The following is a 25,338-nucleotide window of genomic DNA, read 5'->3' on the forward strand; positions in this document are numbered from 1 at the left end:
CCGGGCGATTGAACTCATCCCTACGCAACCGCAGTGCCAAGGCCTACCAAGGTTCCGTTCTTCCCACTCGTCGGGCTTCGGTCGAGAGGCGGGAATGCTATGCGGGATTCACCCACCGGGTAGGGTGGGAGTCGCCCCCCGAGCCTTCCAGATGGCGGTGGGCAGTGCCCCGCGACGATAAGGAGAGTGGAACGGGTTACATCACGTTCCCGACTCTCGATCCTGGAGTGTTTGCGCACGACATTCCATAATCCGAGAATTTCGCTGCCCATCGGATTTCTGACGCTCACGAAGCTTCGGCGTCTTGATTCGACGACTTCGCCTTGCGTGAGGTGCGGAGGTGCTCCCAGAGGTGCCGGCCCTGTTGCCCGACCTGCCCGACGAATCGCCGGGCCTTGGAGCGAGTGGAAGCGCGGTGGAGATGCCGGATCAGTGCCGAGCGCTCGGCACGCTGGAGCAGAGTCGCGAGCGTGGGCAAGACCAGTTCGACCAGCCCGAACGGCGTTTCCTGGGCCAGGCCGACCGCGACGAGCTCGGTGACCGTCGGGGGGAGGGCCGCCCGAAGGGCTGACAGGCGAGCTCGGACGGCCGATTCTCGGGGCGCTTGGCCCTTGGACCAGTTGTAGGGGGGCTTCCAATCGGCGCCAAACTCGGGGCTGTCGACCCGAGTGACGACGGCCAGGGCTGGGGGGATCTCGAGTCGAGGGTGTTCGATGTACCAGCGATCCCACGCCTGGGCAAACGCGACGTCGGCGGCATAGGTGTCGCGGCGGCCGTCGATCACGAGGATCAGGATGTCGGCATCGACGGCTTCCTCGACCGCCTCGTGTCGGGTCGAACGATCTCGAGCCGACTCGCCAGCGAGATTCACGGTGTAGCCGGGGACCTCGACGAACCTGGCCGACTTCAGCCTCTCGATCAAGGCCATGTCGAGCCCCGCGACGTCGAGTCGGGCCTTCACCAAAGTCAGGTCGCCCGACCGCGCCGCCTCGAGCGCCTCGATGAGCCTTGTCTTGCCCACGTCCCGCGCCCCGGCGACCGCCACGACCAGCGTGGAGAGCTCGTTTTCGGCGGCGTGCAGCACCTTGGCCGACTTCCTCGTGAGCTTCCGGTACTGGTCGAGGCCGATCGACAGGCGACCGCTGTAGAGCTCGATCAAGTGCATCCCGAGGCGGTTGACATACGCCCGGTAGAACCACCTCAGGAGGTTCTGCTGCATGTTCTTCCAGGCCGGCTTGACCATCAGTTGCTGCGTCCCGAGCCGGACCAGGCCCGTCATCGGGCTGAAGATCGGCATCAGGTACGAGTAGATGTCGTTCGCCTTCTGGAGATAGCCCGCGACCTGAACCGCCTGTTTCCAGTGGGCCGGCGTGATCATGTCGCCGCCCGGAACCTGGCGGCAGAGCCCGTCGAGATCCTCGGCCGCGAGCTCCAGCGCGGTCAGGAGCTCGACCACCGGGACGTGCTCGATCGGGTCGTTCGTCAGCGGGTGGTAATGCTCCGCGAGTCGACGCGCGAGGCGGCGGCCCGTCTCGATGTAGACGTCGGCCCCGGCGAGCACCTCCATCGCGAGGCTATCCCCCAGGTCCGCCTCCTTCTCGACGAGCTCCCAGGCCTTGCGATCGAACTCGGCGAACGTCTGGGGCATGTCCCAGTCGAGCGGGGGCAAGAGCTCCCGGCTCGACTTCGTCCAGCGCGCCGCGAAGATAGCGAACACGATCCCTGAGGCGATCCAGAGGGCGCTCGCGATCATCAGCCAGCCGTGTTCGCGGAGGTACAGGGCACCGAACCCGATGTACGCCAGGATCGGCCCTACCAGGAGGACCAAGAGCACCCACGCCCGCCAGTTTCTCAACACGTCGGCGACCCCACGTCAGGTGTGGAAGGATCCGATAAGACAGGTTCGGTACGAGCACCCGAACTATTGTCGCAAATCCGCGACGATGGGCGAGATCCGCCCTCGAGGAAAATCTCTCGTCGCCAAGGATGACGCAGAGCCGGCTCGTCGCGCCCGGATTCGGGAGCGGCGGGCCGGCTCGGGAAAGATGGATCGATCGGTCGGCGACCCGGGCCGTAATAGGGCCCGACGCCGCGTCGCCGACGGACTCCGGCTTCAGGTTAACCTCGCGAGAGGAAGCTCGGGAGATGGCGGGCGATCGTCTCGCCGAGTTGCTGGATCGAGTCCGGGACATGGCTGAGCTGCTCGGAGGCCGCACTCCGGGCCTGCCGCGAGGCGCTCCGGAGCCGGTCGGGGGTCCCTCGGAGGCTGTCGGGGAGGTAGCGGTCGGCCCACGTCTCCTCGGGTCGGGAGAGCATCGTGGTCAGGACCAGGCCGAGCCCGAAGCCGACGCCGAAGCCGATCAGGACGGAAGGCGCGGGGTTCCTTGCCATCACCCCTTCGGCCTGGCGATAGCGGTGGGCAGCCGCTTCGCGGGCGGTCCCGAGGTTCTCTTGCAGGCGTTCTCCGGCCACCTGGGCCCCTTCCTGGATCTTCTGGCCGAGATTCGCGATCGATTCCTTGGCGCCACCGTTGTGAGCGGGCTGGCTCGGTTTTCCTGAAGGCATCGTCGTCGCTCCTCGTTGCTAAGGCCAACATTCGATCAAATGGGCCCCCGACGAGCGGGCCCGACTTCACCACACCCTGTGCAAGGGCCATGCCGGGGAGGCCGAGAACTCCCCTGCCCAGGCCAGGGCGACCGCATTCACGGCAGAGAACGCCGACGATCTTCGTGAGTAGGGGATTGACCCCTCGCCATGAGCCTTGCCATGATCTCAGGGGAGTTCGCCACGGGGGTGGCCTCGGTGTGCCTACCCCCTCGGCGTTCCGATTTCTTCCGACCTCTGAGAGGAATGAGTTCTATGAAGCGGTTCCTGGCTCTGGCCCTCCTCCTTGGCGCTTCCACCCTCGCTCTCCCCGGCTGCGGCGAAGAAGCCAAGACCGAAGTGAAGACCGAAACGACCACCCCGGGCGGCTCGACCGAGACGAAGTCGACCGAGACCGTCAAGCAGACCGGCGAGAATCCCCCGGCCCCGCCCGTCGAAGAGCCCAAGGCGAAGTAATCCGCTTGGCCTCGCCACGCGCGAATACGCCCCCCGAATACACATCGGGGGGCGTTTTTCGTTAGATCGAAATGTCAAAAATTGGTAAATCCATCGAGTTGGCATCTCGCTTGCAATACTCCTCTCCCAGACGTCCGGCGACAACGCCGGTAGGACCGAGAGACCAAGGGAGTTTGACAAGCCATGGCGATCAACGCACAAGAACTTCAAGGGCAGTGGAACAAGCTCCGGGGCCAGGTGAAAGAGCATTGGGGCCAGTTGACCGAAGACGACCTCCAGATCCACGGGGGCAACGTCGATCAACTCGTCGGTCGGATCCAGCAGAAGACGGGCGAAGGACGTGAGGCGATCGAGAAGTTCCTCACGGACCTGACCTCCAAAGGGTCCTCGGCGATCGCCCAGGCGGCCGAGGCCGTCGGCGGATACGCCCAGCAGGCCACGACCTACGCCCAGCAGGCCGGCGGCCGCCTTCGCGAGCAGTACGGGGACATCTCCGACGCCGCCCGCGACCGCTACGACCACGCCCAGGACGTGGTGCGGCACAACCCCACCCAGTCGGTCGCCGCGGCCTTCGGCGTCGGCCTCGTCGCCGGGCTCATCGTCGGGCTCGCCCTCCGCTCCCGCTGAGCGGATCCCCAAAAATCTTCATGTTGGAACCCATTCATCCGAACGTCCGGGCTCCCCGGATGAGGAGAGATTCCGATGCTTCGTTGGGCGCTCACTTTCGCGATTATCGCCATGATCGCCGGCTTCTTCGGCTTCTACCAGGTCGAGGGCATGGCGGCCGACATCGCCAAGATTTGTTTCTTCGTCTTCCTCGTCCTGTTCGTGCTCGCCATCGTCGTGGGCCGCAGGGTCATCGAGGGGCCGCCGACGGTCTAGCCGCGCGGGCGGTAAGATGATCGCTCGAGGCATGCGAGGAAGCCCGGCCCACCACCAAGGGGCCGGGCTTCTTCGTCTTCGTCATTCGAATCTCGACGGACTTGCCCCCGGGACGACAGCTCTCAGGAGCCTTGCTATCGCGAGAGAAAATTCTTGCGCGATTACGCGCGACTCATACAGCATTTCTTATATTTCTTCCCGGAACCGCAGGGGCAGGGGTCATTCCGGCCGACGGGCGAGGCCCCTTCGGGCTTCCGGATGGTCACCCCTTTGACCCCGCCAGGCTTCAAGCGTTCGCGATAGGACCGGCCGATGATCCGCACTTGCGCGGCCCAGTCCTCCCCCTCGCCGACCCGGCCCGAGTCGCGGAGGTACTCGAGGAAGAGGGCGATGACCTCCGGGACGTCGTCCCTCGCCTCCTCGGGGAGCACCAGTCGGGGCATCGACTCGGTCAGGACCTTCGCGAACGTCCCCGGCGAGACTTCGTCGGGGAAGTCGCGGTCGATCGCCCGGACCGCCTTCCCGAAATGCGACAGGATTTCGGGAACGTGGACGCGCACCGACGGGTCGAGTTGTTCCGCAGCGAACGACTCGCCGAAGTCCCCGGCCCAGTTATCCCACCGGTTATCGAACATCGGACCTCTCGCAGTAAACCATCGTGATGGGACGTACCCGAGGGCAACCGGCGACAATCTTGAGGGGGCTCATGACCGGAGCGTCGCCTTGAGCGTCGAGGCGCACGCGGCGATGATGCCCTTGACCACGGCGTCGACCTCTTCGCCGGTCAAGGTCCGCTCCGAGTTTCGGAAGCGGAGCCCGAAGTGGAGGCTCTGGTAGCCGGCCTGGATGTTGCGCCCTTCGAACGTATCGAGGAAGTCGACCGACTCGAGATCCGCCCCTCCAGACGCCCTGACTGCCGCCGCAAGCTCGGCCCAGGCCAGGGCCTTGGGGACCACGAGCGAGAGGTCACGGACGACGGCCGGGAACGTCGGCAGGGGGTGGTAGCTCGGCACCAGCTCGGCCTTCGCCTGGAGGACGGTGAACTCGAGCTCGGCCGCGGCACAGGCCCCACGGAGGTCGAGCGCATCGAGTCGAGATCGTTCGACCTCGCCGAGGTATCCGAAGTGCGTCCCGCCGAGCCGCAGTTCGGCCGCACGGCCGGGTGCGAAGGGGGCCAGATCCGCCGGGCGGAACTCCAACTCCTGATCCGCATGGAGCCGGCCGAGCAGGGCCTCGACGACCCCCTTGAGCCCGAAGAAATCTCGCCCGCTGACCAGTGCAAGTCGTGTCGGCTCCTCGGGAAGCGACTCACCAGGGCGGGGCAGGTAGACGTTGGCGATCTCGAAGAGCTCGGCGTCGGAATTGCCGTGCGCCTCGTTGTGCCGCCGGGCCGCCAGCAGGCTCGGGACGAGACTTTGCCTCAAGGCGCTCTCGCGCTTGCGGCTCGAGTGGTCGACCCGGATCGGCTCGGAAGGTTTTCCAGGAGAGACCGGGGCGCTCAATTCGTCGGCGACGAGGCTGAAGGTCGCCGCCTCGTCGAACCCGCAAGCCATCAGGCCTTGGCGTACCTCGCCCTCGACCCGCTCCCGGGCCGCCCGAGGGGCGCTGGCGAGCGGAACGGGGCGGTTTTCGGGAATATGCTCATATCCGTGAATTCGCGCGACCTCCTCGATCAGGTCGATCTCGCGCTCGAGGTCGCAGCGCCAGCTCGGGGCCCGATGGGTCGACCCCGTTTCGTTGGACTCGACCCGTTCCAGCCCCAGCTCGTCGAGGATGGTAAGCACCCGCTCCTCGGGGATCTCGATCCCCAGGATCCGCGGGATCTGGGCATACCGAAGCGCAACGGGAGGACGTTCGCCGCGTGGCTGGCCGACGTCGATCACGCCGGGGAGGAGCGTCCCCCCGGCAATCTCGAGGATCAGCTCGGCGCAACGGCGGCTGGCCCATTCGGTCCGCTCGGGGTCGAGCGGGCGTTCGAACCGATAGCTCGCGGCGCTGTGCAGCCCGAGGGCCCGGGCCGTCTTGCGGATCGACATGGAGTCGAACTGCGCGGCCTCGATCAGGACGTTCTGCGACCTCGTCCCGATCTCGGTGTCGAGCCCCCCCATCACCCCCGCCAAACCGACAGGCCGGTCGGCGTCGGCGATCACGAGCATCTCGGGGGTGAGCTCGTAGGCCTTGTTATTGATCGCCGTGAGGGTCTCCCCTTTGCGTGCCCGACGAACGACGAGCCTCTGGCCGCCGAGGCGGTCGAGGTCGTAGGCATGGAGGGGCTGCCCGCATTCGAACATGACATAGTTGGTCACGTCGACGATGTTGCTGATCGGCCGGACGCCGATGGTCTCGAGCCGCTTGCGGAGCCACCAGGGGCTCTCGCCGACCGTGGCACCGGTGATCACGCGGGCCGTGAACCGAGGGCAAAGCTCGGGATCTTCGACCGTGACGCTCGTCCTGGTCTCGACCGACGGGCCCGAGGTCGGCGGATGGGGATCGGTCGGGGCGAAGCGCTTGCCGAAGACGACCGCGATCTCGCGGGCGATGCCCAGGTGCCCGAGGCAGTCGGGCCGGTTGCTCGTGACCTCCAGGTCGATCGCCAGGTCTTCGCCGACCAGGCTCGTCGACTCGTGGTTCAGCCCCGTCAAGGCCAGCCGATCGGTCAAGGTCTCCACCGGCATGTCGAGCCGGACGTACTGCGTGAGCCAATTCCAACTGACGATCATGGGAGTTCTCGAGCACCTCGAAACGGGGCTTCTCTTCGTGATTTTCTCAAGGGATTCGGTCGATCCCGGCCCGAGTCCATGTCTCGGACAGATTGGGGCAGAACCCCGCTCAGTTCAAAATGGCGTCGACCGCCAGGCTGACGTCGGGGAAGGCCTCCGGCGAGACCATTTGCCCGAGGGGGTGGGGACGGCTCTCGAGATATCCTTCCATCGAGGGCTGTCGATAGACCTCGACTCGTTCCTGCCTGAGATCGACCAGCCAAACTTCTCGAATGCCGGCGCGGGCATAGACACCGAGCTTGTACCCCCGATCGTAGCTCGCGGAGGTTTCCATCACCTCGACGAGCCAGAAGACGCAGTCGGGTCCTGCGGGATGTGTCTTGTAGTCCGTCCGTGGATGGAGCACAGCGAGATCGGGCGCCGGCTCGGAAAGGCCATGGAGCCGAATCGAACCCTGGGCTCTGACGACGGCTCGCTCCCCGAGTCCCAGGACGAAAAGCCTAGTGAGCTTATCGACGCAGGCTAGGTGACGCAGTCCGATCGGGCTCATGACCAGGATCGCTCCATCAATCAACTCGATCCGATCCTCCTTGCGAAGGATCCCGGCCTGGCCCATCCGGTGATATTCCTCGACCGTGAAGACTCGACGCTCGATCCCCGTCTCAACCTGGGCCTGGGGCATTGTTACGGTGGCCATGCCGAATCCTCCTGGGCATCAGAATCTTTCGGACGCGGTTCTGAGCCAAGGCTCACACGAGCTAGACAGGTTTTGGGCCGGAAAGCTTGAGGCCTCGCTCGTTATTGCTCCAACGCTGCGCCCCGGACAGCGCGAGGTTCCCGCTCAGTCCAGGATCGCATCGACTGTCAGAGTGAGGTCAGGGAACGCTTCAGGTGAAACCATTTGCCCTCGAGGATGAATCTGGCTCGCGAGATACCCCTTCATCGAAGGCTGTCGATAGATCTCCACCTGCTCCTGCCTGAGATCGACCAACCAAACCTCGGGTATGCCGGCCCGGGCGTAGACCCCAAGCTTGTATCCTCGATCGTAGCTAGCGGAAGTCTCCATCACCTCGACCACCCAGTAGACGCGATCGGGACTTGCGGGATGCGTCTTGTAGTCCGTCTCGCGTCGGAGCACAGCGATGTCCGGCTGTGGTTCGGAATGATTATCAAGCCGAATCGAACCCTGAGTACGAACGCGTGCCTTTCCAACAAGTCGAACGATCAGTGATTCCGCAAGGTTGTCGACGCACCCCTGATGACGCAGTCCGATCGGGCTCATGACCAGGATCGCTCCATCAATCAACTCGATCCGATCCTCCTTGCGGAGGATCCCGGCCTGGCCCATCCGGTGATATTCCTCGACCGTGAAGACTCGACGCTCGACCCCCGTCTCAACCTGGGCCTGGGGCATTGTTGCGGTGGCCATGCCGAATCCTCCTTGGGGCTCCGAGCCTCTACTGGGCACGTTTCGAGGCCAGGGTCCACACGAAATAGACGGGGATTCCCGTCAGGACGATCAGGTAGCCGATGCCCGAGGTTTCGGGGGCGAGGTAGATGAAGTCCAGGACGAGGAGCACCGCCAGGGCCATGTAGATCAACGCCGGCAGGGGATAAAAGGCCGTGCGGTAGGGACGATCGACATTCGGGGCCTTGCGCCTGAGGACAATGACCGCCCCCACCATCAACATATAAAAGGTCACATCGGCGGGGATGATGTATTCGAGGAGCTGCCCGTAGAGGTTGCCGTACTTCACGACCTTGGTCGCGGGGTCGAGTGAGACGGTAACCGGTAGGGTGAGCAGCGAGGCCCAGAGTCCCTGCGCCAGCAGGGCGATGGCCGGGACGTGGTGGCGGTTGGTCGTCCCCACCTTCGCGAAGAAGAGGCCGTCTCGGGCCATGGCGTAATAGACGCGTGCGCCGGCGAGGATGATCCCGTTGACGCAGCCGAAGGTCGAGATCAGGATCGCCGCCGACATGAGGGCGGTCCCCCAACCTCCCACGGCCGCGGTCATAACCGCGGTCCCGACGCGATCCTGCGGGGCGTTCTGGATGGCCGCCAGGGGAAGGGTGACCACGTACGCGACATTCGCCAGGAGGTAGAGGAGGATCACCGTGCCGCAGCCGATCACCAGGGCGAACGGGAGCGTCCGGCCTGGGTCGCGGACCTCGCCGCCCGTGAACGTCACGTTGTTCCAGGCCGATTGGGAGAACAACGGCCCGATCATGGCGCGGCCGAGGAGCATCGCCAGTGCCAATCCCCCCGTCACGCCCAGCCCCGCCTGCGCCCCTTCGGCCGTCCAGGCGTTGGCCGAAGGGTTCCACCAGGACGACGTCCACGCCGCGGCCCCCCGGTCGACTCCCAGGGTCAGGCCGACGACGATCAAGCCGAAGAGGGCCGCCGTTTTGGTGAACGTGAAGACGTTTTGAACCAACTTTCCCGTCTTGAGTCCTCGCGTGTTCATCATCGTGAGCGCAAAGATCAGGGCGATGGCGACGAGCTGCTGTGTCGAGAGGCTGATCGCGTAGCGAGACCCCAGTGCGACCGGAGCGATGAGGTAGTGGTCGGCCGCGACCGCCGGGAGGAAGACGCCGAGGAACTTGGCGAACGCCACGGCGACCGCGGCGATCGTCCCGGTCTGGACGACGAGGAAGAGCGACCAACCGAACAGGAAGCCGAACGCCGGGCCATACGCTTCGCGGAGGAAAACATACTGGCCCCCGGCCCGGGGCATCATCGCCGCGAGCTCGCCGCAGCAGAGAGCCCCCGTGATCGTCATCAGGCCGGCCAGGGCCCAGGCGACCAGGAGCCAGCCTGGGGAGCCGATCAGCCGCGACGACTCGGCCGACGTGATGAAGATGCCCGACCCGATCATCGAGCCCATGACAATCATCGTGGCGTCGAGCCGGCCCAGCTCGCGGACCAGGCTCGGCTTCGTTTGGCTTTCGTCAAGGCTCGTAGACATAGCGCGGCCCGCGACTCCGAACTGGCGATGCGCTGAACGGCGTGTTGAGCGACATCGATCCTTTTCGATCCAGTTTTCCCATACCTCGACGACGTATGAACACACACCCAAACACCCATGACCAACTATCTCGAAACCCGGTCATTAAGAAAAGACCGGGTTTCGGAACAGACACTTATGAGGTCAGCGAGTGCCGCCGCTCAGGCCCCGTTGGCGACGAAGGCATGGACGTCGGCGATGGCCTTGTCGATCGCCTCGCGACGCCAGGGGGTGAGGGCGGTGTCGAGGGCGCGAGTGAGTTGGTTGACGAGGTGCGTCGCCGCGTCGGCCGGGTTTTCGCCTTCCGAGCGGATCTCGGGGAAATCGCGGTGGTAGAGGCTGGATGTGTTCGCGGTGGCGCCGGGCGCCACGATCACTCGGCTCAAGTCGGTCGCCATCGGCAGGCCCCCAAAGTTCGAGTCGCATCCCGAGCGTGACCCGAGGCTTCCGAGCCCGGGTGAGGGTCGGGGCCGAGTTCGCGGCCCGTTCGCCTTCGCCACGCCGGACGTTCACGCTCAGAACTGGGAGAGGAAGCGAGTGTCGTTTTGGTAGAAGAGGCGGATGTCGTCGATCCCGTGACGTCGCATGCAGAGCCGCTCGATCCCGAGCCCGAAGGCGAAGCCCGTCACCTCGTCGGGGTCGTAACCGACGGCCCGGAACACATTCGGGTCGACCATCCCGGCCCCTCCCATTTCAACCCAACGGTCGCCGCCATGCCAGAGCATATCCACCTCGACGCTCGGTTCCGTGAACGGGAAGAACGAGGGGCGGAAGCGGATCTGCACATCCTTGCCGAGATAGCTCTCGGCGAAGAGGCGGAGCACCGTCTTGAGGTCGGACATGGTCACGCCGCGGTCGACCATCAGCCCCTCGATTTGGTGGAACATGAACGAGTGGGTCGGGTCGACGGTATCCGGTCGGTAAACTCGGCCGATCGCGATGACCCGGATCGGCGGGGGCTGGCTCTCCATAACCCGGATTTGCACCGTGCTCGTTTGGCTCCGGAGCATCGTTCCGCCGGGCAGATAGAAGTTGTCGAGGGGGTCTCGGGCGGGGTGCGACGGGGGGACGTTCAGGGCCTCGAAGTTATGTCGAACGTCCTCGACCTCGGGCCCTCGGGCCACGGCGAACCCGAACCGGCCGAAGAGGTCGATCAGCTCGTCCGCCGTCTGCGTCAAGGGGTGACGATGCCCGAAGCGAGGACGCTGGCCGGGGAGGCTGACGTCGATCGCGTTGGAGATGAGATTGGCCGGGCTTGCGACTCGGGCCTTGGCCTCGTCCCAGAAGACCTCGAGGGTCTGCTTGGCGGCGTTGAAGCGCTGACCGTAGACCTTCTTGGCGTCGGGCGGTAGTGTCTTCAGGCGTTCCTGGGCGGCCTTGACCCGTCCTTGCTTCTGCCCCAGGAACTCGATCCGAGCGGCCTCGACGGCCTCGGCATCTTCGGCCTGGCGGAATGCAGTCTCACCGGCGACTCGCAAGGCATCGAGGTCGGCGAGGGCCGCGTTCAGCGGGTCTTGCGGGCTCATGGGAAGACGCATTCCATCGGGCCGCGACCGGAACCGGGGCGCCGGTCGTCGAATAGCCGGTACGTGGCGAGACGCGCCGGGATTCCCCGGCGCGTCCTGCGTGATTCCTATCGGTGATCACCACTCGGGATCGCGACGGCGGGGCAGGGAGGTCCCCACCCGTCATTGCCGAGGATCCGGACGCGGTTGAAAAGGCGAGGGTCCGACTTAGGCGGTCTTCGCCTTCTGTCGGCTGCTGACCTCGGCGTCGTGGCGATCGAGTTGCTCGCGGACGCGGACAACGATGGCGTCGAACGTCTCGGGGTCGTGGATCGCCAGTTCGGAGAGACTCTTGCGGTCGAGGCCGATCTGGGCGAGGCGGAGGCCGTGGATCAGGCGGCTATAGCGGAGCCCGCGCATCTCGGCGGCCGCGCTGAGGCGGGTGATGAACAGGCGACGGAAGTCGCGCTTCTTGGCTCGGCGATCGCGGAAGGCGAACATGCCGGCACGGAGCAACGTTTCCTTGGCCGTGCGGAGCAGGCGTCGACGACCGCCGACGAACCCCTCTGTGGCCCGGAACAGTCGCTTCTTCGCCTTGTTGCGGGCCGCGCCCTTCTTTGCACGCATGGGTGACTCTCGGTTCCAATTCCGGCGGAGCCATCCTCAAAGCGGAGGGTCCACGGCCGGGCAAGTCTTGTGTTTTGGAGGTCTCAACGCGACGGGTGCGAGGAGCAAGCCCCGTCGGTCCGTCCCGAACCAAAGGCTTCGGAAGGGCGAAGGCCGCCCCCCCGACGAGCCGGATTCACAGTCAGATCCGATCCGACCCGACCCGATCAAGCGGTCGGGGTCGAGGCACCCGCTTCGGCGACGGCGACGGCGGCCGTATCGGCGAGGGCGGCGAGCTTGGCGGCCTCGATGGCGTCGGGCTGGGAGCCGATCCGCTCGCGGACGGCGCGGCGCAGACGATGGGCCTCGGCCGAGATCTTGAGCGTCGACTTCTTCCGGAGCCGGCGGACCTGCTTGCCACTCTTGTGGCTCATCAAGTGCGACGACCCGCAGCGCTTGTGGCTGACCTTGCCGGTGGCCGAAACCTTGAACCGCTTCTTGATTCCCTTATGCGTCTTGAGCTTCGGCATGTTGACCCTATCCTCATTCCCGCCGCATCGCATGTCGTCGCGGCGCACCGAGCGTGGCCGGCGGACCCGATTGGCGGGATGTCCGAAAAATCGGCCGAGTCGACGAGTGTAACACAAACTCTCCCGACCGGCCAACTCCAAAAAGACCTCGGAAACGCAAAAAAACCCTCTCCGACCGCGGCGGTGGCCGCCGCGGGGAAAGGGTCGAGCGGAAGGGAATGACCAGTCGCGGTCTAGGGGTCGCGGGCCGACGTCCCGATCATACGCGAGGTGCGACGATCGCCGTCATCCGCTTCCCTTCCATCGACGGGTTCTTCTCGACCTTCGCCACGTCCTCGAGCGCCTGGAGCACCTCGTCCATGACCTTGCGGCCTTCGTCGATGTGTGCCAGCTCGCGACCGCGGAAGAGGACGTTGACCAGCACCTTGTCCTTGTGCTCGAGGAATTCCCGGGCCCGCTTGACCTTGACCTCGATGTCGTGGTCGCCGGTCTTCGGCCGGACTCGGATTTCCTTGACCTGGACCTGGTGCTGTTTCTGCTTCGAGGCCCGCTTCTTCTGCGAATACTTGAACTTGCCGAAGTCCATGATCTTGCAGACCGGCGGGCGCTCGTTAGGAGCGACCTCCACCAGGTCCAGCCCAGCCTCGCGGGCCGCTTCCTGGGCCTTCCCCGTCGGCATCACGCCGAGCATGGCCCCCTCGGCATTGATGACCCGCACCGGAGAGATGCGGATCTGCTCGTTCACCCTGAGATTCCGGTCGATAGCGTCCTCCCCCGGGACGATGGGATCAATCCTCGCTCGTGCGGAAAGCGGCCCCCTCGCGAAGGGAAGCCCAACCCGCTCGGACGGCGCCGACGCCTACCCCCGCGGTAAGCCCTGTCGGTCGTCGCGAGGCAACCCTAAGCATTACTCTCGGCCATGAGCACTGTCAAGGGGCATTTCCTTCATGAAATCATCGCGCCGGGTCGATCCGACGCGATATACGCCCTTGGCCAGATATCCGACACACCCCCCACAAGCCTCAGACTGCCCCCCACCTCCGCCGGGCCCGCAAGGTCCCTGGCCTTGGGCCCCACCGCGAGTTGCGGATGCGCGGATCGGACGGCGAGTCTCTCGTCTTGGCATGTGGCGAACCCTTGGATTACCTTGGGGCTCTGAAACGCGGGGCAGGCCGGGCGTCCGGCGGCGAGGGCAACGCCCGGAGTGCGAGCGCCTCGACGCGGACGTCTCCAGGTCGGTTCCGCAGGCGGTGTCGCCCCGTACCGGCGTTGTGAGTCGGGGGGAGGCGCCCCGTCACCCTGGTTTGGAAGGAAAGGCCGGCCTCCGGGCCGGGCGAGGATGATGGTCCAGATTAAGCTGCCGGATGGGTCGATCAAGGAGTATCCCGAGGGGGTCCGCCCGCGTGAAGTCGCCGAGGGGATCGGTCGACGTCTCGCCGACGCGGCGATCGCGGCCGTCGCCGACGGCACGATCGTCGACCTCGACCGCCCGCTCGAGAATGGGCGCGAGGTCCCGATCGAGCTCAAGCTCCTGACGCCCAAGGACCGCGAGGCCCTCGACGTCCTCCGCCACTCGACCGCCCACATCATGGCCCGGGCCATCCTGCGGATCTTCCCGGGTGCCCGGCTCGCCTTCGGCCCCACCACCTCGACCGGCTTCTACTACGACGTCGACCTCGCCGACCGCCCCCTCTCCGAAGACGACTTCCCCGCGATCGAGGCCGAGATGGCCAAGATCCTCAAGGACGCCGAGCCGTTCGAACGGTTCAGCCTCCCCGTCGCCGAGGCCCGCCAATTCGTCGAAGGCCTCGGCCAGGGGTTCAAGGTCGAGCACATCGACGACGAGCTCCACAAGTACGGCATCCTCAGCTTCTACCGCCAGGGGGAATTCGTCGACCTCTGCCGAGGTCCCCACATCCCCAACGCCGGCAAGGTCGGCGCCTACAAGCTCCTGTCGATCGCCGGGGCGTACTGGAAGGGACGGACCGACGGCCAGGTCCTCCAGCGCGTCTACGGCACCGCCTTCTTCGACAAGAAGGAGCTCGACGCCTACCTCGCCCAGGTCGAAGAGGCCAAGAAGCGCGACCATCGCCGGATCGGCAAGGATCTCGGCCTGTTCACGATCTCGCCGCTCGTCGGCGCAGGCCTGATCCTCTGGATGCCCAAGGGGGCCGTGGTCCGCGGGGTCTTGGAGAGCTTCCTCAAGGACGAGCTCCTCAAGCGAGGCTATCAGCCCGTCTACACGCCCCACATCGGCAAGATCGAGCTGTACGAGACCTCGGGGCACTACCCCTATTACAAAGACTCGCAGTTCCCGGTCCTCCGGATGCTCGGCGACTCCGTCATGGCGCTCATCGCCGGCCTGGAGAAAGACGAGCTTGACGACCCCGCGCAAAAGGTCCTGCTCGCGAAGGCGGGGATCCCGGAGTGGATGCCCCTGCCGGGAGTCGACGCCGCCGACCCCGTCGCCTCGAAGCGGCGCTACTGGGACCTCGACAAGGCGGGCCGGATCAAATACGCCGAGGAGCACGGCGTGAGCGAGGAATACCTCCTCAAGCCGATGAACTGCCCGCACCACATCCAGATCTTCGACGCCCAGCCAAGGAGCTACCGCGACCTGCCGGTGCGCTTGGCCGAGTTCGGCACGGTCTACCGCTACGAGCAGTCGGGCGAGCTCTCGGGCCTGACCCGAGTCCGCGGCTTCACCCAGGACGACGCCCACCTCTTCTGCACCGAGGACCAGGTGCGGGGAGAGTTCCGCGCGACGATGGAGCTGACCCAGTACGTCCTCAATAGCCTCGGCCTGACCGACTACAAACTCCGACTGTCGAAGCACGACCCGGACGACCCGAAGTACGCGGGCGCCCTGGGCGACACCTGGCTCCGCGCCGAGGCCGACATCCGCTCGGTGCTCGACGAGATGGCGTTGCCCTATGAGGAGGCGCCTGGCGAGGCGGCCTTCTACGGGCCGAAGGCCGACTTCATCGTTCGCGACTGCATCGGCCGCCAGTGGCAGCTCGGCACCGTGCAGCTCGACTACGTCCTCCCCGAGCGGTTCGGCCTCGAGTACACGGGGGCCGACAACCAGCCGCACCGGCCGGTGATGATCCACCGCGCCCCGTTCGGGAGCATGGAGCGGTTCATGGGCATCCTGATCGAGCACTTCGCCGGCGCCTTCCCGCTCTGGCTCGCGCCCGAGCAAGTCCGGGTGCTGCCGATCTCGGACAAGGTCGCCGACTACGGCCGTCGCGTCCTCGCCGAGCTCCAGGCCGCGGGCCTCCGCGCCACGATCGACCTCCGCCCGGAGAAGATCGGGGCCAAGATCCGCGACGCCCAGCTCGAGAAGATCCCGGCGATGCTCGTCGTCGGCGCGAAGGAAGCCGAGACCGAGGCCGTCTCGTACCGAGACCGAGTCGACGGCGACAAGGGCGCCTTGCCCCTGGCCGAGGCGATCGCCCGGCTGAAGGCCGAGTCCGAGGCCCGAACGATGCGCCAGGTCGCCCCGCTCCCGACAGCGGCTCCGACCGAGGACCACGCCCAGAGCCACGAGTATTGATGAAGGTACGGTTCTCATCCGCAGATAACGCAGATGAACGCAGATAATATTGAGAAGTTTTTAAAGAATTCCCTCTCTGAATCATCTGCGCCATCTGTTGATCGATTCCAATTTCCCCATTCATGAGGCCCCGATGATCGGCGTTGACGAGATCCGGGAGGCGGCCGCGAGGCTCGAACCTTGGGCGCACCGGACGCCGGTGCTGAGTTCTCGGGCGCTCGACGAGCGTTGCGGCGGGTCGGTCGTGCTGAAGTGCGAGAACTTCCAGCGGGTCGGTGCGTTCAAGTTCCGCGGGGCGATGAACGCACTGCTGCAGATGGGCAAGGCCGAGAGGGCCGCCGGGGTCGTCACGCATTCGTCGGGGAATCACGCCCAGGCCTTGTCGCTCGCGGGGAAGTTACTCGGGGTCTCGGTCACCGTCGTGATGCCGAGGACCGCGCCGGCGATCAAGCGAGCGGCGACCGAGGGGTATGGGGCGAAGATCGTCCTGTGCGAGCCGACCCTCGCCGCGCGCGAGGCCGCCGTGGCCGAAGACGTGGCGAAGCACGGAACCACGCTCGTCCATCCGTTCGACAACTGGCATGTGATCGCGGGGCAGGGGACCGTCGCCTGGGAATTGCTCGACCAGGAGGGGCCGCTCGACGCCGTCGTCTGCCCCGTCGGCGGGGGCGGGCTCCTCTCCGGGACGGCCGTGGCCGTCAAAGGGACGTCTCCCTCGACCCGGGTCATCGGCGTCGAGCCCGCCGCAGCCGACGACGCCAGGCGTTCGCTCGAGAGCGGTGTCATCGAACCCTCGGGCGACCCCAAGACCGTCGCTGATGGCCTCAGGACGTCGCTCGGCGGTCGGCCCTTCTCGGTGATCCGAGGCTCGGTCGACGCCATCGCCACCGCCACCGACGCCGAGACCCTCGGCGCGATGCGGTTCGTCTGGGAGCGGTTCAAGATCGTCATCGAGCCGTCGAGCGCGGTGCCCGTCGCCGCCTTGTTGAACGGCCAGATCGACGCCACCGGCAAGAAGGTTGGCGTCATCATCAGCGGCGGGAACGTCGACGTCGAACCGTTCTTCCAGGCGCTCGCCACGACCTGGTTATAATCTCATCCAGTGGATGCCCTGGGCGCTTTCGCGACCATCCACTCGACCGAGGGGGATCATCTTCGTCACAAATGAAGCCGTGAATACGCCCCCAACCTTTATCGTTGACGCATCACTTGTGCCTCCACTTCTTCACCCTCTCAAGAGACCGGAGCGTCGACAGCCGTGGCCGATAATCATGCGTTCGACATCGTGAGCGAGGTCAACACCGCGGAGATGCACAACGCCGTCGTGCAGGCGCAGCACGAGCTGGCCGTCCGCTATGACTTCAAGGGGACGCGAGCCTCGATCGAGTACAACAAGAAGGAGAACAGCCTGACCCTGCTGGCCGACCACAAGGGGCAGCTCGACACGGTCATCCAGATCCTCAAGGAGAAGATGGCCAAGCGCGGGGTGGCCGTGAACGCGGTCAAGCGGGGTAAACTCGAGGAGGCGACGCACGACTCGGTCCGCGAGACCCTGACGCTCCACATCGGGATCGAGACCGACGACGCCAAGAAGATCGTCAAGCAGATCAAGCAGATGGGGATCAAGGTCCAGGCCCAGATCATGGACAGCAAGGTCCGGGTCACGGGCAAGAAGATCGACGAACTCCAGGCGGTGATCGCCCAGCTCAAGGAGCACGGGCCGGAATATCCCCTCCAGTTCACCAACTTTACTTGAGAGTCGCGTCAGGCACGGCCCGAACTCGGATCACAGAACCGAGAAACCTTAGGATCGAGAGCCGTGGCGAAGACGTCCGATGAAAGGGGGGTTCCCGGAACGCCGGGCGGTTGGCCGTTGGGGACCCAACGGCGCGGAACAAGGAGGATCTTCGCGATGGGGTTCTTGAACGGGCGCATCACCTACGTACGCTACCGGGTCAGCGGGGCGAGCCCCTTGCCGTTCGGCGAAGAAATTTTGGAACTGGCGCAGCAGCACGCGATCGGCCGGCACGGCGCGGCCGACCCGACGGACGGCGTTTCGGTCGGCTGGGCGGCCGGCGATCACGTCCTGGACCTGACCTTCGACCTGGGCAAGAACATCCTCAACGATGCCTTGCACCTGGCGATCCGGATCGACACCGACAAGATCCCGGGCACGCTGCTGAAGGCCTACACGAAGATCGAGACCGACGCCCGCGCCCAGATGAACCCGAGCGGCAAGCCGACCAAGGCGCAGCGGCAGGAGGCCAAGGAGGCCGCCCGGATCCGCGCCGAGGCCGAGGCGGCCGATGGTCGGTTCCGCCGGATGGCCCACTACCCGATCCTCTGGGACGCCCAGTCCAACGTCCTGTACGTCGGCGCGACCAGCGCCTCGGTCCTCGACCGCCTGCAGACCCTCTTCCGCGAGACGTTTGACCGCACCCTCGAGCCGATCACCGCCGGCTCCCTCGCCTACTCGCTGGCCGAGGCTCGCGGGCAGGAGCGCTCGGTCGAAGACTTCGGCCCCGTCGGCTTCTTCGGCGAAGAAGCGGGGTACTCCTCGGTCGCCTGGACCGACAGCGACGCCTCCAGCCGCGACTTCTGGGGCAACGAGTTCCTCATCTGGCTCTGGCACACCCTGCAGTCCGACGGCGACACGATCAAGCTGCCGGATGACTCGGAGGTCACGGTCATGGTCGCCAAGACCCTGATCCTCGACTGTCCTCGGGGCGAAAGCGGACGGGACCAGCTCACCACCGAGGGCCCCACGCGCCTGCCCGAGGCCTTCCGCGCCCTCCAGGCGGGCAAGCTCCCGCGCAAGGCCGGGCTGATCCTCGTCCGGCACGGGGTCCAGTACGAGCTGACCTTCCAGGCCGAAACCCTGGCGATCTCCGGGGCCAACATCCCGAGGCCGGAAGGGGTTTCCGGGACCGAGGCCTATGTCGCCCGGATCGACAGCCTGAGACATCTGGTCGAGACCCTCGACCTGCTGTACGATGCCTACGGCCGACGCCGGACCGGCCCGGACTGGACCGGCGACCTGGGTCGCATCCGAAGCTGGCTCAAGGCCGCCTGATCATCCGCTTGGTCCGTGGGGCCGTGCGACGTCGCGAACCGTCAAGCGTGGACGAGGATCGACGGCCCCTCGACTCACCCGAAGACGACCCGGGAAACCTTCCGGGGCGAGGGTCTTCGGAGGCTCCCGTGAACGACTGACCTTCGATTGCGCACCTAGCGAGCACGGGCTGCGACGTAAGCGTGGGCAACTACCGGCAACACATCACGTTCGCGGGCGTGCTGGGGGGCATCTACGGCGCGGCCGCGTATTTCGTGGCCGGCGTCCACTGGCTCTACGGCTCCGTCGCAGTCCTCTTTACGACGCTTAGCGGCCTGCTCCCCGACCTCGACTCGGCCTCGGGAGTCGAGATGAGGGGTTTCACGGGGATCCTCGGCGTCCTCGTCGCGCTGGCCGTCTGGCACAAGATGGGCCGGGTCGACCCACCCCCCGCTTTCGAATTCCACCTTTGGGCCGTCGTCCTCGCCTATATCGCCGTCCGGCACGGCATCCGACGGTTCATGACGAAGATCACGGTCCATCGAGGGATCAGCCACAGCCTCCCCACCTGCGCGGTCTGGGGGGCACTCGCCTATCTCTATTATCCCACCAACCACCCGTCGCTCCGGCTCGTCATGGCGGTCGCCGTCATGCTCGGGTTCTTCTCGCACCTGCTCCTCGATGAGATCTGCAGCGTCGACCTCCACGGGGCCCGCGTCAACAAGGCCTTCGGGACGGCGATCAAGCTCTGGGCCCCGTCGATCTGGTCGACGATCGCGATGTATGCCTTATTGAGCTATCTCACCTGGCGCATCCTGGATGTATGGCCCGAAGGGCCGTTCACCTTCGAGCCTCCCCTCCCGCCCGAGATCCCCGAAATCCGCGACCTCCCCATCCCCCAGCCCAAGGCGTTGGACATCCCCCGTCGAGTCCCAAGGATCTTGCAATAGCCTGGGTTTCCGTGATTGAGAGGGTCGGGGGGAGTCTAGAAAAAGCGGGGCGATTGGCGCGGCGTATTTTCGGCGAAATCCTTATACTCGCCCGAAACTGGTCGCGTGGCGACCCCTCGATCGATCGATAGGATGTTCTCGAATTGCCAGGGAGGTGTGTTCGATGCGAGCGTTTGTCCGACCCGGGCTGGTCCCCTTGTTCGCACTCTTGGTGCTCGTTGCGGCCGCCCGCACCCATGCCCAGGCCCCCCCGACGAGCAAGTCCTCGGCGAGCCCGGCCGGCAAGGCGGCTGCGCCCGTCCGCCCGCCCCAAGCCCCCGATCCCGCGATCCTCAAGCAGGTCCTCGCGACCGCCAACGGTGAGCCGATCACCCGCCGCGACCTGCTCGAGTTCCTCAGCCAGTACCAGATCCCGCCCGAAGACCGGGACATCGTCTACAACGACGCCATGGAGACCCTGGTCAACACCCGGCTCGTCACCCAGTATCTCAACCGATTGAAGATCCCCGTCTCCGAAGAGCGCGTCAATGAGGCCATCGGCGAGCTCGAGAAGCAGCTCAAGCAGGACGGCACGAGCCTGGCGCAGTCGATGGTCGAGTCCGGCAAGGACATGGCCCAGATCCGGAAAGTCTACGCCGATCGGATCCGCTGGGTCGACTTCGTCCGTCAGCGTGGGACCGACGCCGAGTTGAAGAAGTTCCAGGCCAGCCACAAAGACCTGCTCAACGGCACGCAGGTGAAGGCCGCTCACATCCTCCTCAAGGTCGACCCCAAGTCGACCCCGGCGCAGCGGGAACAGATCCGGCAGAAGCTCGTCGGCATCAAGCGCGACATCGAAGGTAAGAAGGTCGCGTTCGCCGAGGCCGCGAACAAGTACTCCGAGGACCCCGCCAACTCCCAAGGGGCCGGCGGCGACATCGGCTACTTCGGGCTGACCACCGGGATCGTCGAGGAGTTCGGCAAGGCGGCCTTCGCCCTCAAGCCCGGACAACTCTCCGACCCGGTCGAGACACCCTACGGCTACCACCTGATCCTCGTGTCCGACCGCAAGGATGGCACGCCGATCGATTTCGAGCAGAACAAGCCCCTGATCCTGAACGCCTACGCGGCCGAGTTGCAGAAGGACGTCTTGACAGCCCAGCGGAAGACCGCGAAGGTCGACATCAAGCCGATGCCCGCCGACCTCTTCCCGCCGATGGAGGCCTCCCCGCTGCCCGCCCAGACCAAGGGCGCCGCCACGAAGGGTACGCAGACCAAGTAGGCCCGGCGCTCACATCCTCCGAAACCCGATCTTTTCTTGAAGACCGGGTTTCTCACGCCGTCAACGCAGACGGCCGCTTTCGGGATGTCGTCGCCCATTCCCATAGAAACCCGATCTTGAAGAAAGATCGGGTTTCGGGACCTGGGATTCGGGGCAGACCGTCAGCCCAAGTCGGACAGGTCGAGCCGGCCTTCGGCCTGGAGCTTGGAGAATCGCGAGAAGGTCTCGGCGATCCCGTCGCGGAGCGGGGTCCGGGGGATCGGGCCAAGCCTGGCCTCGAGCCTCGAGTCGTCGAGGTCGGGGGCGATCGGGAGCTGCCGGTCGCCGTGGCTGACGAGCCTGGCCGACTCGGGGGCGACGTCGCGGAGTGTCGCCACGAACTCCTCGATCGGCGCGACCGCGCCCCGAATGTTGAACGCGTCCGCCCCCTCGAACGGCGAGGTGAGGGCCTTCAGGAACGTGCCGGCGACGTCGCCGACATACTGGAGGTCTTGCAAGCCGCCGTAGCTGATCCGGTACTCCCGGCCCGCGGCCACCGACTTGATGGCCTTGGTGGGCTCGCTCGTCATCCCGAAGTCGCGACCGACGCCGTAGACCGTCCAGGGGCGAAGGCCCACGCTCGTGATCCCCTGGTCGAGCCAGTAGACCCGCGCGTTCAGCTCGTTGCAGACCTTGTACGCGCCGTAGTGCGTGAGCGGGGCGAGCCTGACCTCGTCGGCGAGCGGGCCGAGCGAATCGGGGTCGGCCGGGCCATGGACCGCCGCCGAGCTCGCGTAGACGACGCGCTCGACCTGGCCCTTGAGGGCGACCGCGGTTTCGAAGACCGCGAGCGTGCCGATCACGTTGACCTTCGCGCCGAGGATCGGGTTCGCCCGGCAGGTCGGCGTCTGCAAGCCCGCGAGGTGGAGCAGGTGCGTCGCCCCGACCCGTTCGGTCGCCTCGCGGACGATGGCCAGGTCGGAGACATCCCCTTGCACGAAGTGGACGGAGCCCTTCTGTTCGGGCTCGAGCAGGAGGTCGAGGCGGTGGGTATCCTCCTGGAGGTCGAGGATCCAGACCTCTTGCCCCTGGTCGACCAGTTGTTTGGCCACCCACGAACCGATGCAGCCGTAGCCCCCCGTCATCAAGACGCGCACGCGGAATCCTCCGGTTTTTGGTTGGTTCTTCGAAAGCGTTCAAGCAGGCGGGTCGCGCCGGCGAAGTCTCGGTCTCTCGCCGCCTCGGCGCGGCCGGCCTTCACTTCAGCCCCGGAGGGCGCCTCGCGGTAAGCACTTTCGGGCGGGTCGTCGAGGCGAAGCCGAGGGATGGCCACTCGTTCCCGCAATGCGGTGGGTCGAGGAGCCCCGCGGCCACGCCAGGCTGTTGGATATCCAACAGTCGGGGTGGTCGCCCCGGACTGAAGGATCACGCCCATCATACTCGATCACGAGACGGTTTCAAAAACCCGAGACGCGGATCCACCTCGAACGGTCCTTAACCGACCAGCCAAGAACTGACGAGTGCTCCGGCTAGGTCATCCGGTATACCCTTTCACGCCTTGCCTGACTGACACTTGTCAGATAACCTGAAGTCGTCGCTCGAGCCCGTGCCTGGGCAGGTGGGGTGTCGACCTCACGCACCAACGGTCCGCCTCCGAGTTGTTGGCACGGAGATGGGAGTTTCCATGCGCTTAGAGATCCCTCGGCTCCGGATGTGGCACCTGCTCGGGTTGGTGGCCGCGGCCGCGGCACTCCTCGCGGTGATGGATTTCCGGCAGAGCGTCGAAGATCCCACTTATGTTTTAATCAAAAAACTCCGCTCTGTCGACGTCGAGCAGCGCCGCAGCGCCGTCACGCAGTTGCAAGTCCGCGGGAAGGAAGCCCGGGCCGCGATAGAGCCCTTGATCGAGGCGTTGAGCGACGGCGATCCGAAGGTTCGAGGACAGGCGGCGATGGCCTTGGCTTCGATCCTCACGCAAGGGACCGCCGACCCACAGGCTGCGGCGGTGAGGCCCGCCCTGACCAAGTCGCTCCAAGATCGCGACCCAGGGGTTCGGCATCGGGCCGCCGTCTCCCTGTTGATGCTCGACCCCGAGGCGAAGGAGACTCTTCCCGTCGTGATCGACGCGCTCCAGGATCCCGAGGCGGAGATCCGGAACCTGGCCACCTTCCACGCCGGGCTATTCCTGCTGTCGGATCCCCGTGCGAAAGACGCCGTCTTGTCCGCGATGAGCGACAATGACCCTCAAGTCCGTGCGAGCGCACTCCGTGCGGCTGTGATGAAGATCCGTACGACGCCGCCCGAGCTCCTGCCCGAGATCTCGCGAGCAGTCCAGCCCGGCCTCAAAGATCCGGATCCATTTGTGAGGTCTTCGGCCGTCTCGGCGACAGGCTCGCTCATGATGGTCGGCGCGACCGACATCGGCCCTCTCATCGCGGCGCTTGACGACTCTGATCCCCAGGTGCGGATGATGGCCGCGTATTCGCTCCCCAGAGCCGAAAACCTCTCGGAGAATTTGCCGGCCCTGGTCAAGGCTTTGGCCGACTCCGATGAACGGGTCCGCACGAATGTCATCTGTTCCTTGCTCTCACTGGGTGCGGACGCCGAACCCGCGTTGCCCGTGCTCCAAGCCGCAGCCCGGGAAGACAAGTCTCCAGACATCCGCAAGCTCGCCGCCGAGGGCTGCGTGAAGCTCGAGGCGAGGTCGCGGGAGTTCAAGGAAAAGACCCTTCCTTCTCTCCTGGCCGACCTCGCCAGCGACGACACCGATCTCCGTAGGCAGGCGACCGAGATGGCGAGGATCAGCGGTCCGAGGGCCAAGCCCGCCTTGCCGGGGCTCATCAAGGCCCTGGACGACCCCGACGCCGAGGTCCGTCGCAACGCGGCCAACGCCCTGGCAAAATTCGGCTCGCTCGCGAAAGACGCCGTACCAACCCTGACCGCGCGGGCCGACGACAAGGACACCAGGGTCCGCACGGCCGCCAGGGCTGCCCTGAAAACGATCCTCAAGGCGACCGAGACGGCGTCCAAGCCTTGATCCGAAGGTTTATCGGGGAAGGGCCAGGCCGACCGGCGGCAGCAGATGCTGGGCGAGCCAGCGATAAGCACGTTCGTGGTTGTTGCGGAAGTAGGAGAGGTTGTGGCGCCCTCGAGGGGCATACTCCTGCGTCACCTCGACCCCCTTCTGGGCGGCCAACCACGCGAACGACTGGGCCTGGGCGTCGAAGTTGTAGTTGTCGCGTTCGGGATAGTTGACGTAGATCGCGAGCTGGCCCGGTTGGACGTCGGTCGAGGACAGGAGGTCGGCCGGGTTATCGAGAGCGACCCGTGCGGACACTCCCGGGCCTTCGCCGAAGACCGGGCGGATGTATTTCTTGGCCCGCACGGGCCGCAACCCGCCGTAGAAGCGACCGATCACCTCGTCCGGGTTGTAGTCGTCCTTCCAGCGGAAGGTGGAGGGATCGAAGTCCTCGTGCGAGTCGCCGGAGGTCGTGGTGTACCGGATGTTGAGCGGGCCGGCCAATGTCGCCACGGCCCCGAACAGGTCGCGACGCTTGAGCGCCAGGTTCATCGCCCCGAACCCGCCCGCCGAGGTCCCGAGGATCGCGTGCGCCTCGCGCTCCGGGCGGATCGAGTACTTCTGCATCACGAACGGCAGGACCTCCTGCACGATGTGGTCCTGGAACCTGCCGCCGCACCCGTTGATGTAAAACGAATGCGGGGAACGATACCGGTCCTCGCCCGAGATCAGGCCGTCGGCGCAAGCGACCACAACCGGCGGGAACTCGCCGCAGGCGATCATTCGATCGAGCTGGGGCAGCCAGTTCGTCCCGATGAAGACGTGCTCATCCACGCTCCCAATGTGAAAGTAGAGGAGCACGGGATAGGCGCAAGCGGGCGAATAGCCGGGGGGGGTGTAGACGTAAAGGTCACGCGGCATTCCCAGGATCGTCGAGAAGATCCGCCGGTCTTGCCCGTGGTTGTGGGTGTAGTCGTCGACCTGCCCCTGGAGCTTGCGATTGATCCGGTCGATCGAAGCTCGCGCGAGGAATTGGGCGGAGGCGGGCAGGGGGATCGCCAGGAGGCCAAGTAGGACGAGCGGGCCGAAAACCGCGCGTGGGGATCCGTTTCGCGACGATGGGTCTCTCTCGACAGGGTCTCGCACCGTCCACCCATCCTCTCGTCTCGAAGGAGATCATCCTCGACAGGTTATCGGCCGGGTGCCCGCACGG

24 protein-coding genes are annotated in these 25,338 nt (G+C 65.8%); 10 read left to right on the plus strand and 14 right to left on the minus strand.

What is annotated here, in order from left to right; all coding sequences use genetic code 11:
* Nucleotides 1-286 precede the first annotated feature (286 nt).
* Together ACYOEI_RS08205 and ACYOEI_RS08210 are read right to left on the minus strand one after the other, a co-directional pair.
* Nucleotides 287-1,858 (minus strand): GTPase family protein, encoded by a 1,572-nt coding sequence (locus ACYOEI_RS08205; protein WP_462848909.1) that lies wholly within the window; start codon nt 1,856-1,858, stop codon nt 287-289.
* Nucleotides 1,859-2,118: 260 nt separating this feature from the next.
* Nucleotides 2,119-2,565, minus strand: a complete 447-nt coding sequence (locus ACYOEI_RS08210) for a hypothetical protein (RefSeq protein WP_462848910.1) — start codon at nt 2,563-2,565, stop codon at nt 2,119-2,121.
* A gap of 294 nt (nt 2,566-2,859) precedes the next feature.
* Between ACYOEI_RS08210 and ACYOEI_RS08215 the strand changes: the two genes are divergently transcribed.
* The 3 genes from ACYOEI_RS08215 to ACYOEI_RS08225 all read left to right on the plus strand — a co-directional run bounded on the left by ACYOEI_RS08215 (nt 2,860) and on the right by ACYOEI_RS08225 (nt 3,942).
* Complete coding sequence (locus ACYOEI_RS08215; protein ID WP_462848911.1) at nt 2,860-3,060, plus strand: hypothetical protein; 201 nt, start codon at nt 2,860-2,862, stop codon at nt 3,058-3,060.
* Between the two features lie 183 nt (nt 3,061-3,243).
* Nucleotides 3,244-3,687 (plus strand): CsbD family protein, encoded by a 444-nt coding sequence (locus ACYOEI_RS08220; protein WP_462848912.1) that lies wholly within the window; start codon nt 3,244-3,246, stop codon nt 3,685-3,687.
* Between the two features lie 75 nt (nt 3,688-3,762).
* Nucleotides 3,763-3,942, plus strand: coding sequence for a DUF1328 domain-containing protein (locus ACYOEI_RS08225; protein WP_462848913.1), 180 nt, complete (start codon nt 3,763-3,765; stop codon nt 3,940-3,942).
* Nucleotides 3,943-4,103: 161 nt separating this feature from the next.
* Here ACYOEI_RS08225 and ACYOEI_RS08230 read toward each other — a convergent pair whose 3' ends face one another.
* The 10 genes from ACYOEI_RS08230 to infC form a co-directional block, all read right to left on the minus strand.
* Nucleotides 4,104-4,577, minus strand: coding sequence for an SEC-C metal-binding domain-containing protein (locus tag ACYOEI_RS08230; protein ID WP_462848914.1), 474 nt, complete (start codon nt 4,575-4,577; stop codon nt 4,104-4,106).
* A gap of 69 nt (nt 4,578-4,646) precedes the next feature.
* A complete protein-coding gene (gene pheT, locus ACYOEI_RS08235; protein ID WP_462848915.1) occupies nt 4,647-6,662 on the minus strand; it encodes a phenylalanine--tRNA ligase subunit beta in 2,016 nt (671 codons plus the stop codon).
* Between the two features lie 109 nt (nt 6,663-6,771).
* Nucleotides 6,772-7,359 (minus strand): Uma2 family endonuclease, encoded by a 588-nt coding sequence (locus ACYOEI_RS08240; protein WP_462848916.1) that lies wholly within the window; start codon nt 7,357-7,359, stop codon nt 6,772-6,774.
* Nucleotides 7,360-7,503: 144 nt separating this feature from the next.
* The gene (locus ACYOEI_RS08245; RefSeq protein WP_462848918.1) at nt 7,504-8,091 is read right to left on the minus strand and encodes a Uma2 family endonuclease; all 588 of its coding nucleotides are present in this window, start codon (nt 8,089-8,091) and stop codon (nt 7,504-7,506) included.
* A gap of 28 nt (nt 8,092-8,119) precedes the next feature.
* On the minus strand, nt 8,120-9,628 hold the full coding sequence (locus ACYOEI_RS08250; protein WP_462848919.1) for an APC family permease: 1,509 nt from the start codon (nt 9,626-9,628) through the stop codon (nt 8,120-8,122).
* 200 nt (nt 9,629-9,828) lie between these two features.
* Nucleotides 9,829-10,065, minus strand: a complete 237-nt coding sequence (locus tag ACYOEI_RS08255; RefSeq protein ID WP_462848921.1) for a hypothetical protein — start codon at nt 10,063-10,065, stop codon at nt 9,829-9,831.
* 117 nt (nt 10,066-10,182) lie between these two features.
* Nucleotides 10,183-11,193 (minus strand): phenylalanine--tRNA ligase subunit alpha, encoded by a 1,011-nt coding sequence (locus tag ACYOEI_RS08260; protein WP_462848922.1) that lies wholly within the window; start codon nt 11,191-11,193, stop codon nt 10,183-10,185.
* A 207-nt stretch (nt 11,194-11,400) separates the two neighbouring features.
* On the minus strand, nt 11,401-11,799 hold the full coding sequence (gene rplT, locus ACYOEI_RS08265; RefSeq protein ID WP_462848923.1) for a 50S ribosomal protein L20: 399 nt from the start codon (nt 11,797-11,799) through the stop codon (nt 11,401-11,403).
* Between the two features lie 206 nt (nt 11,800-12,005).
* The gene (gene rpmI / locus ACYOEI_RS08270; protein WP_462848924.1) at nt 12,006-12,308 is read right to left on the minus strand and encodes a 50S ribosomal protein L35; all 303 of its coding nucleotides are present in this window, start codon (nt 12,306-12,308) and stop codon (nt 12,006-12,008) included.
* Nucleotides 12,309-12,567: 259 nt separating this feature from the next.
* The gene (gene infC, locus ACYOEI_RS08275; RefSeq protein WP_462848925.1) at nt 12,568-13,053 is read right to left on the minus strand and encodes a translation initiation factor IF-3; all 486 of its coding nucleotides are present in this window, start codon (nt 13,051-13,053) and stop codon (nt 12,568-12,570) included.
* 597 nt (nt 13,054-13,650) lie between these two features.
* On the opposite strand from infC, the gene thrS reads away from it, so the two are divergent.
* The 6 genes from thrS (at nt 13,651) to ACYOEI_RS08305 (ending at nt 21,127) form a co-directional block, all read left to right on the plus strand.
* On the plus strand, nt 13,651-15,864 hold the full coding sequence (gene thrS / locus ACYOEI_RS08280; protein ID WP_462849114.1) for a threonine--tRNA ligase: 2,214 nt from the start codon (nt 13,651-13,653) through the stop codon (nt 15,862-15,864).
* A 133-nt stretch (nt 15,865-15,997) separates the two neighbouring features.
* Nucleotides 15,998-16,957: a pyridoxal-phosphate dependent enzyme gene (locus ACYOEI_RS08285; RefSeq protein WP_462848926.1), complete on the plus strand. Its 960-nt coding sequence runs from the start codon at nt 15,998-16,000 to the stop codon at nt 16,955-16,957.
* A gap of 165 nt (nt 16,958-17,122) precedes the next feature.
* Nucleotides 17,123-17,620, plus strand: a complete 498-nt coding sequence (locus tag ACYOEI_RS08290) for a YajQ family cyclic di-GMP-binding protein (RefSeq protein WP_462848927.1) — start codon at nt 17,123-17,125, stop codon at nt 17,618-17,620.
* Nucleotides 17,621-17,776: 156 nt separating this feature from the next.
* The gene (locus ACYOEI_RS08295) at nt 17,777-18,937 is read left to right on the plus strand and encodes a hypothetical protein (RefSeq protein WP_462848928.1); all 1,161 of its coding nucleotides are present in this window, start codon (nt 17,777-17,779) and stop codon (nt 18,935-18,937) included.
* 182 nt (nt 18,938-19,119) lie between these two features.
* Nucleotides 19,120-19,866 carry a metal-dependent hydrolase gene (locus ACYOEI_RS08300; protein WP_462848929.1) on the plus strand — a complete coding sequence of 249 codons (747 nt, stop codon included), beginning with the start codon at nt 19,120-19,122 and terminating at the stop codon, nt 19,864-19,866.
* A 163-nt stretch (nt 19,867-20,029) separates the two neighbouring features.
* A complete protein-coding gene (locus tag ACYOEI_RS08305) occupies nt 20,030-21,127 on the plus strand; it encodes a peptidylprolyl isomerase (RefSeq protein WP_462848930.1) in 1,098 nt (365 codons plus the stop codon).
* Between the two features lie 161 nt (nt 21,128-21,288).
* Here the strand turns inward: ACYOEI_RS08305 and ACYOEI_RS08310 are convergent, their stop codons facing one another.
* On the minus strand, nt 21,289-22,263 hold the full coding sequence (locus tag ACYOEI_RS08310; RefSeq protein ID WP_462848931.1) for an NAD-dependent epimerase/dehydratase family protein: 975 nt from the start codon (nt 22,261-22,263) through the stop codon (nt 21,289-21,291).
* A gap of 527 nt (nt 22,264-22,790) precedes the next feature.
* Here ACYOEI_RS08310 and ACYOEI_RS08315 point away from each other — a divergent pair.
* Nucleotides 22,791-24,143: a HEAT repeat domain-containing protein gene (locus ACYOEI_RS08315; protein ID WP_462848932.1), complete on the plus strand. Its 1,353-nt coding sequence runs from the start codon at nt 22,791-22,793 to the stop codon at nt 24,141-24,143.
* A 9-nt stretch (nt 24,144-24,152) separates the two neighbouring features.
* Here ACYOEI_RS08315 and ACYOEI_RS08320 read toward each other — a convergent pair whose 3' ends face one another.
* On the minus strand, nt 24,153-25,271 hold the full coding sequence (locus ACYOEI_RS08320) for an alpha/beta hydrolase (RefSeq protein WP_462848933.1): 1,119 nt from the start codon (nt 25,269-25,271) through the stop codon (nt 24,153-24,155).
* Nucleotides 25,272-25,338: the final 67 nt, after the last annotated feature.

This window comes from Singulisphaera rosea, from assembly GCF_054877945.1.

Bases quoted from the DNA above. Each gene is read 5' to 3' on its own strand.
- ACYOEI_RS08210 (WP_462848910.1), bottom strand. From the start codon at position 2,565: ATGCCTTCAGGAAAACCGAGCCAGCCCGCTCACAACGGTGGCGCCAAG.
- ACYOEI_RS08215 (WP_462848911.1), top strand. From the start codon at position 2,860: ATGAAGCGGTTCCTGGCTCTGGCCCTCCTCCTTGGCGCTTCCACCCTC.
- ACYOEI_RS08220 (WP_462848912.1), top strand. From the start codon at position 3,244: ATGGCGATCAACGCACAAGAACTTCAAGGGCAGTGGAACAAGCTCCGG.
- ACYOEI_RS08225 (WP_462848913.1), top strand. From the start codon at position 3,763: ATGCTTCGTTGGGCGCTCACTTTCGCGATTATCGCCATGATCGCCGGC.
- ACYOEI_RS08230 (WP_462848914.1), bottom strand. From the start codon at position 4,577: ATGTTCGATAACCGGTGGGATAACTGGGCCGGGGACTTCGGCGAGTCG.
- pheT (WP_462848915.1), bottom strand. From the start codon at position 6,662: ATGATCGTCAGTTGGAATTGGCTCACGCAGTACGTCCGGCTCGACATG.
- ACYOEI_RS08240 (WP_462848916.1), bottom strand. From the start codon at position 7,359: ATGGCCACCGTAACAATGCCCCAGGCCCAGGTTGAGACGGGGATCGAG.
- ACYOEI_RS08245 (WP_462848918.1), bottom strand. From the start codon at position 8,091: ATGGCCACCGCAACAATGCCCCAGGCCCAGGTTGAGACGGGGGTCGAG.
- ACYOEI_RS08250 (WP_462848919.1), bottom strand. From the start codon at position 9,628: ATGTCTACGAGCCTTGACGAAAGCCAAACGAAGCCGAGCCTGGTCCGC.
- ACYOEI_RS08255 (WP_462848921.1), bottom strand. From the start codon at position 10,065: ATGGCGACCGACTTGAGCCGAGTGATCGTGGCGCCCGGCGCCACCGCG.
- ACYOEI_RS08260 (WP_462848922.1), bottom strand. From the start codon at position 11,193: ATGAGCCCGCAAGACCCGCTGAACGCGGCCCTCGCCGACCTCGATGCC.
- rplT (WP_462848923.1), bottom strand. From the start codon at position 11,799: ATGCGTGCAAAGAAGGGCGCGGCCCGCAACAAGGCGAAGAAGCGACTG.
- rpmI (WP_462848924.1), bottom strand. From the start codon at position 12,308: ATGCCGAAGCTCAAGACGCATAAGGGAATCAAGAAGCGGTTCAAGGTT.
- thrS (WP_462849114.1), top strand. From the start codon at position 13,651: ATGGTCCAGATTAAGCTGCCGGATGGGTCGATCAAGGAGTATCCCGAG.
- ACYOEI_RS08285 (WP_462848926.1), top strand. From the start codon at position 15,998: ATGATCGGCGTTGACGAGATCCGGGAGGCGGCCGCGAGGCTCGAACCT.
- ACYOEI_RS08295 (WP_462848928.1), top strand. From the start codon at position 17,777: ATGGGGTTCTTGAACGGGCGCATCACCTACGTACGCTACCGGGTCAGC.
- ACYOEI_RS08305 (WP_462848930.1), top strand. From the start codon at position 20,030: ATGCGAGCGTTTGTCCGACCCGGGCTGGTCCCCTTGTTCGCACTCTTG.
- ACYOEI_RS08315 (WP_462848932.1), top strand. From the start codon at position 22,791: ATGCGCTTAGAGATCCCTCGGCTCCGGATGTGGCACCTGCTCGGGTTG.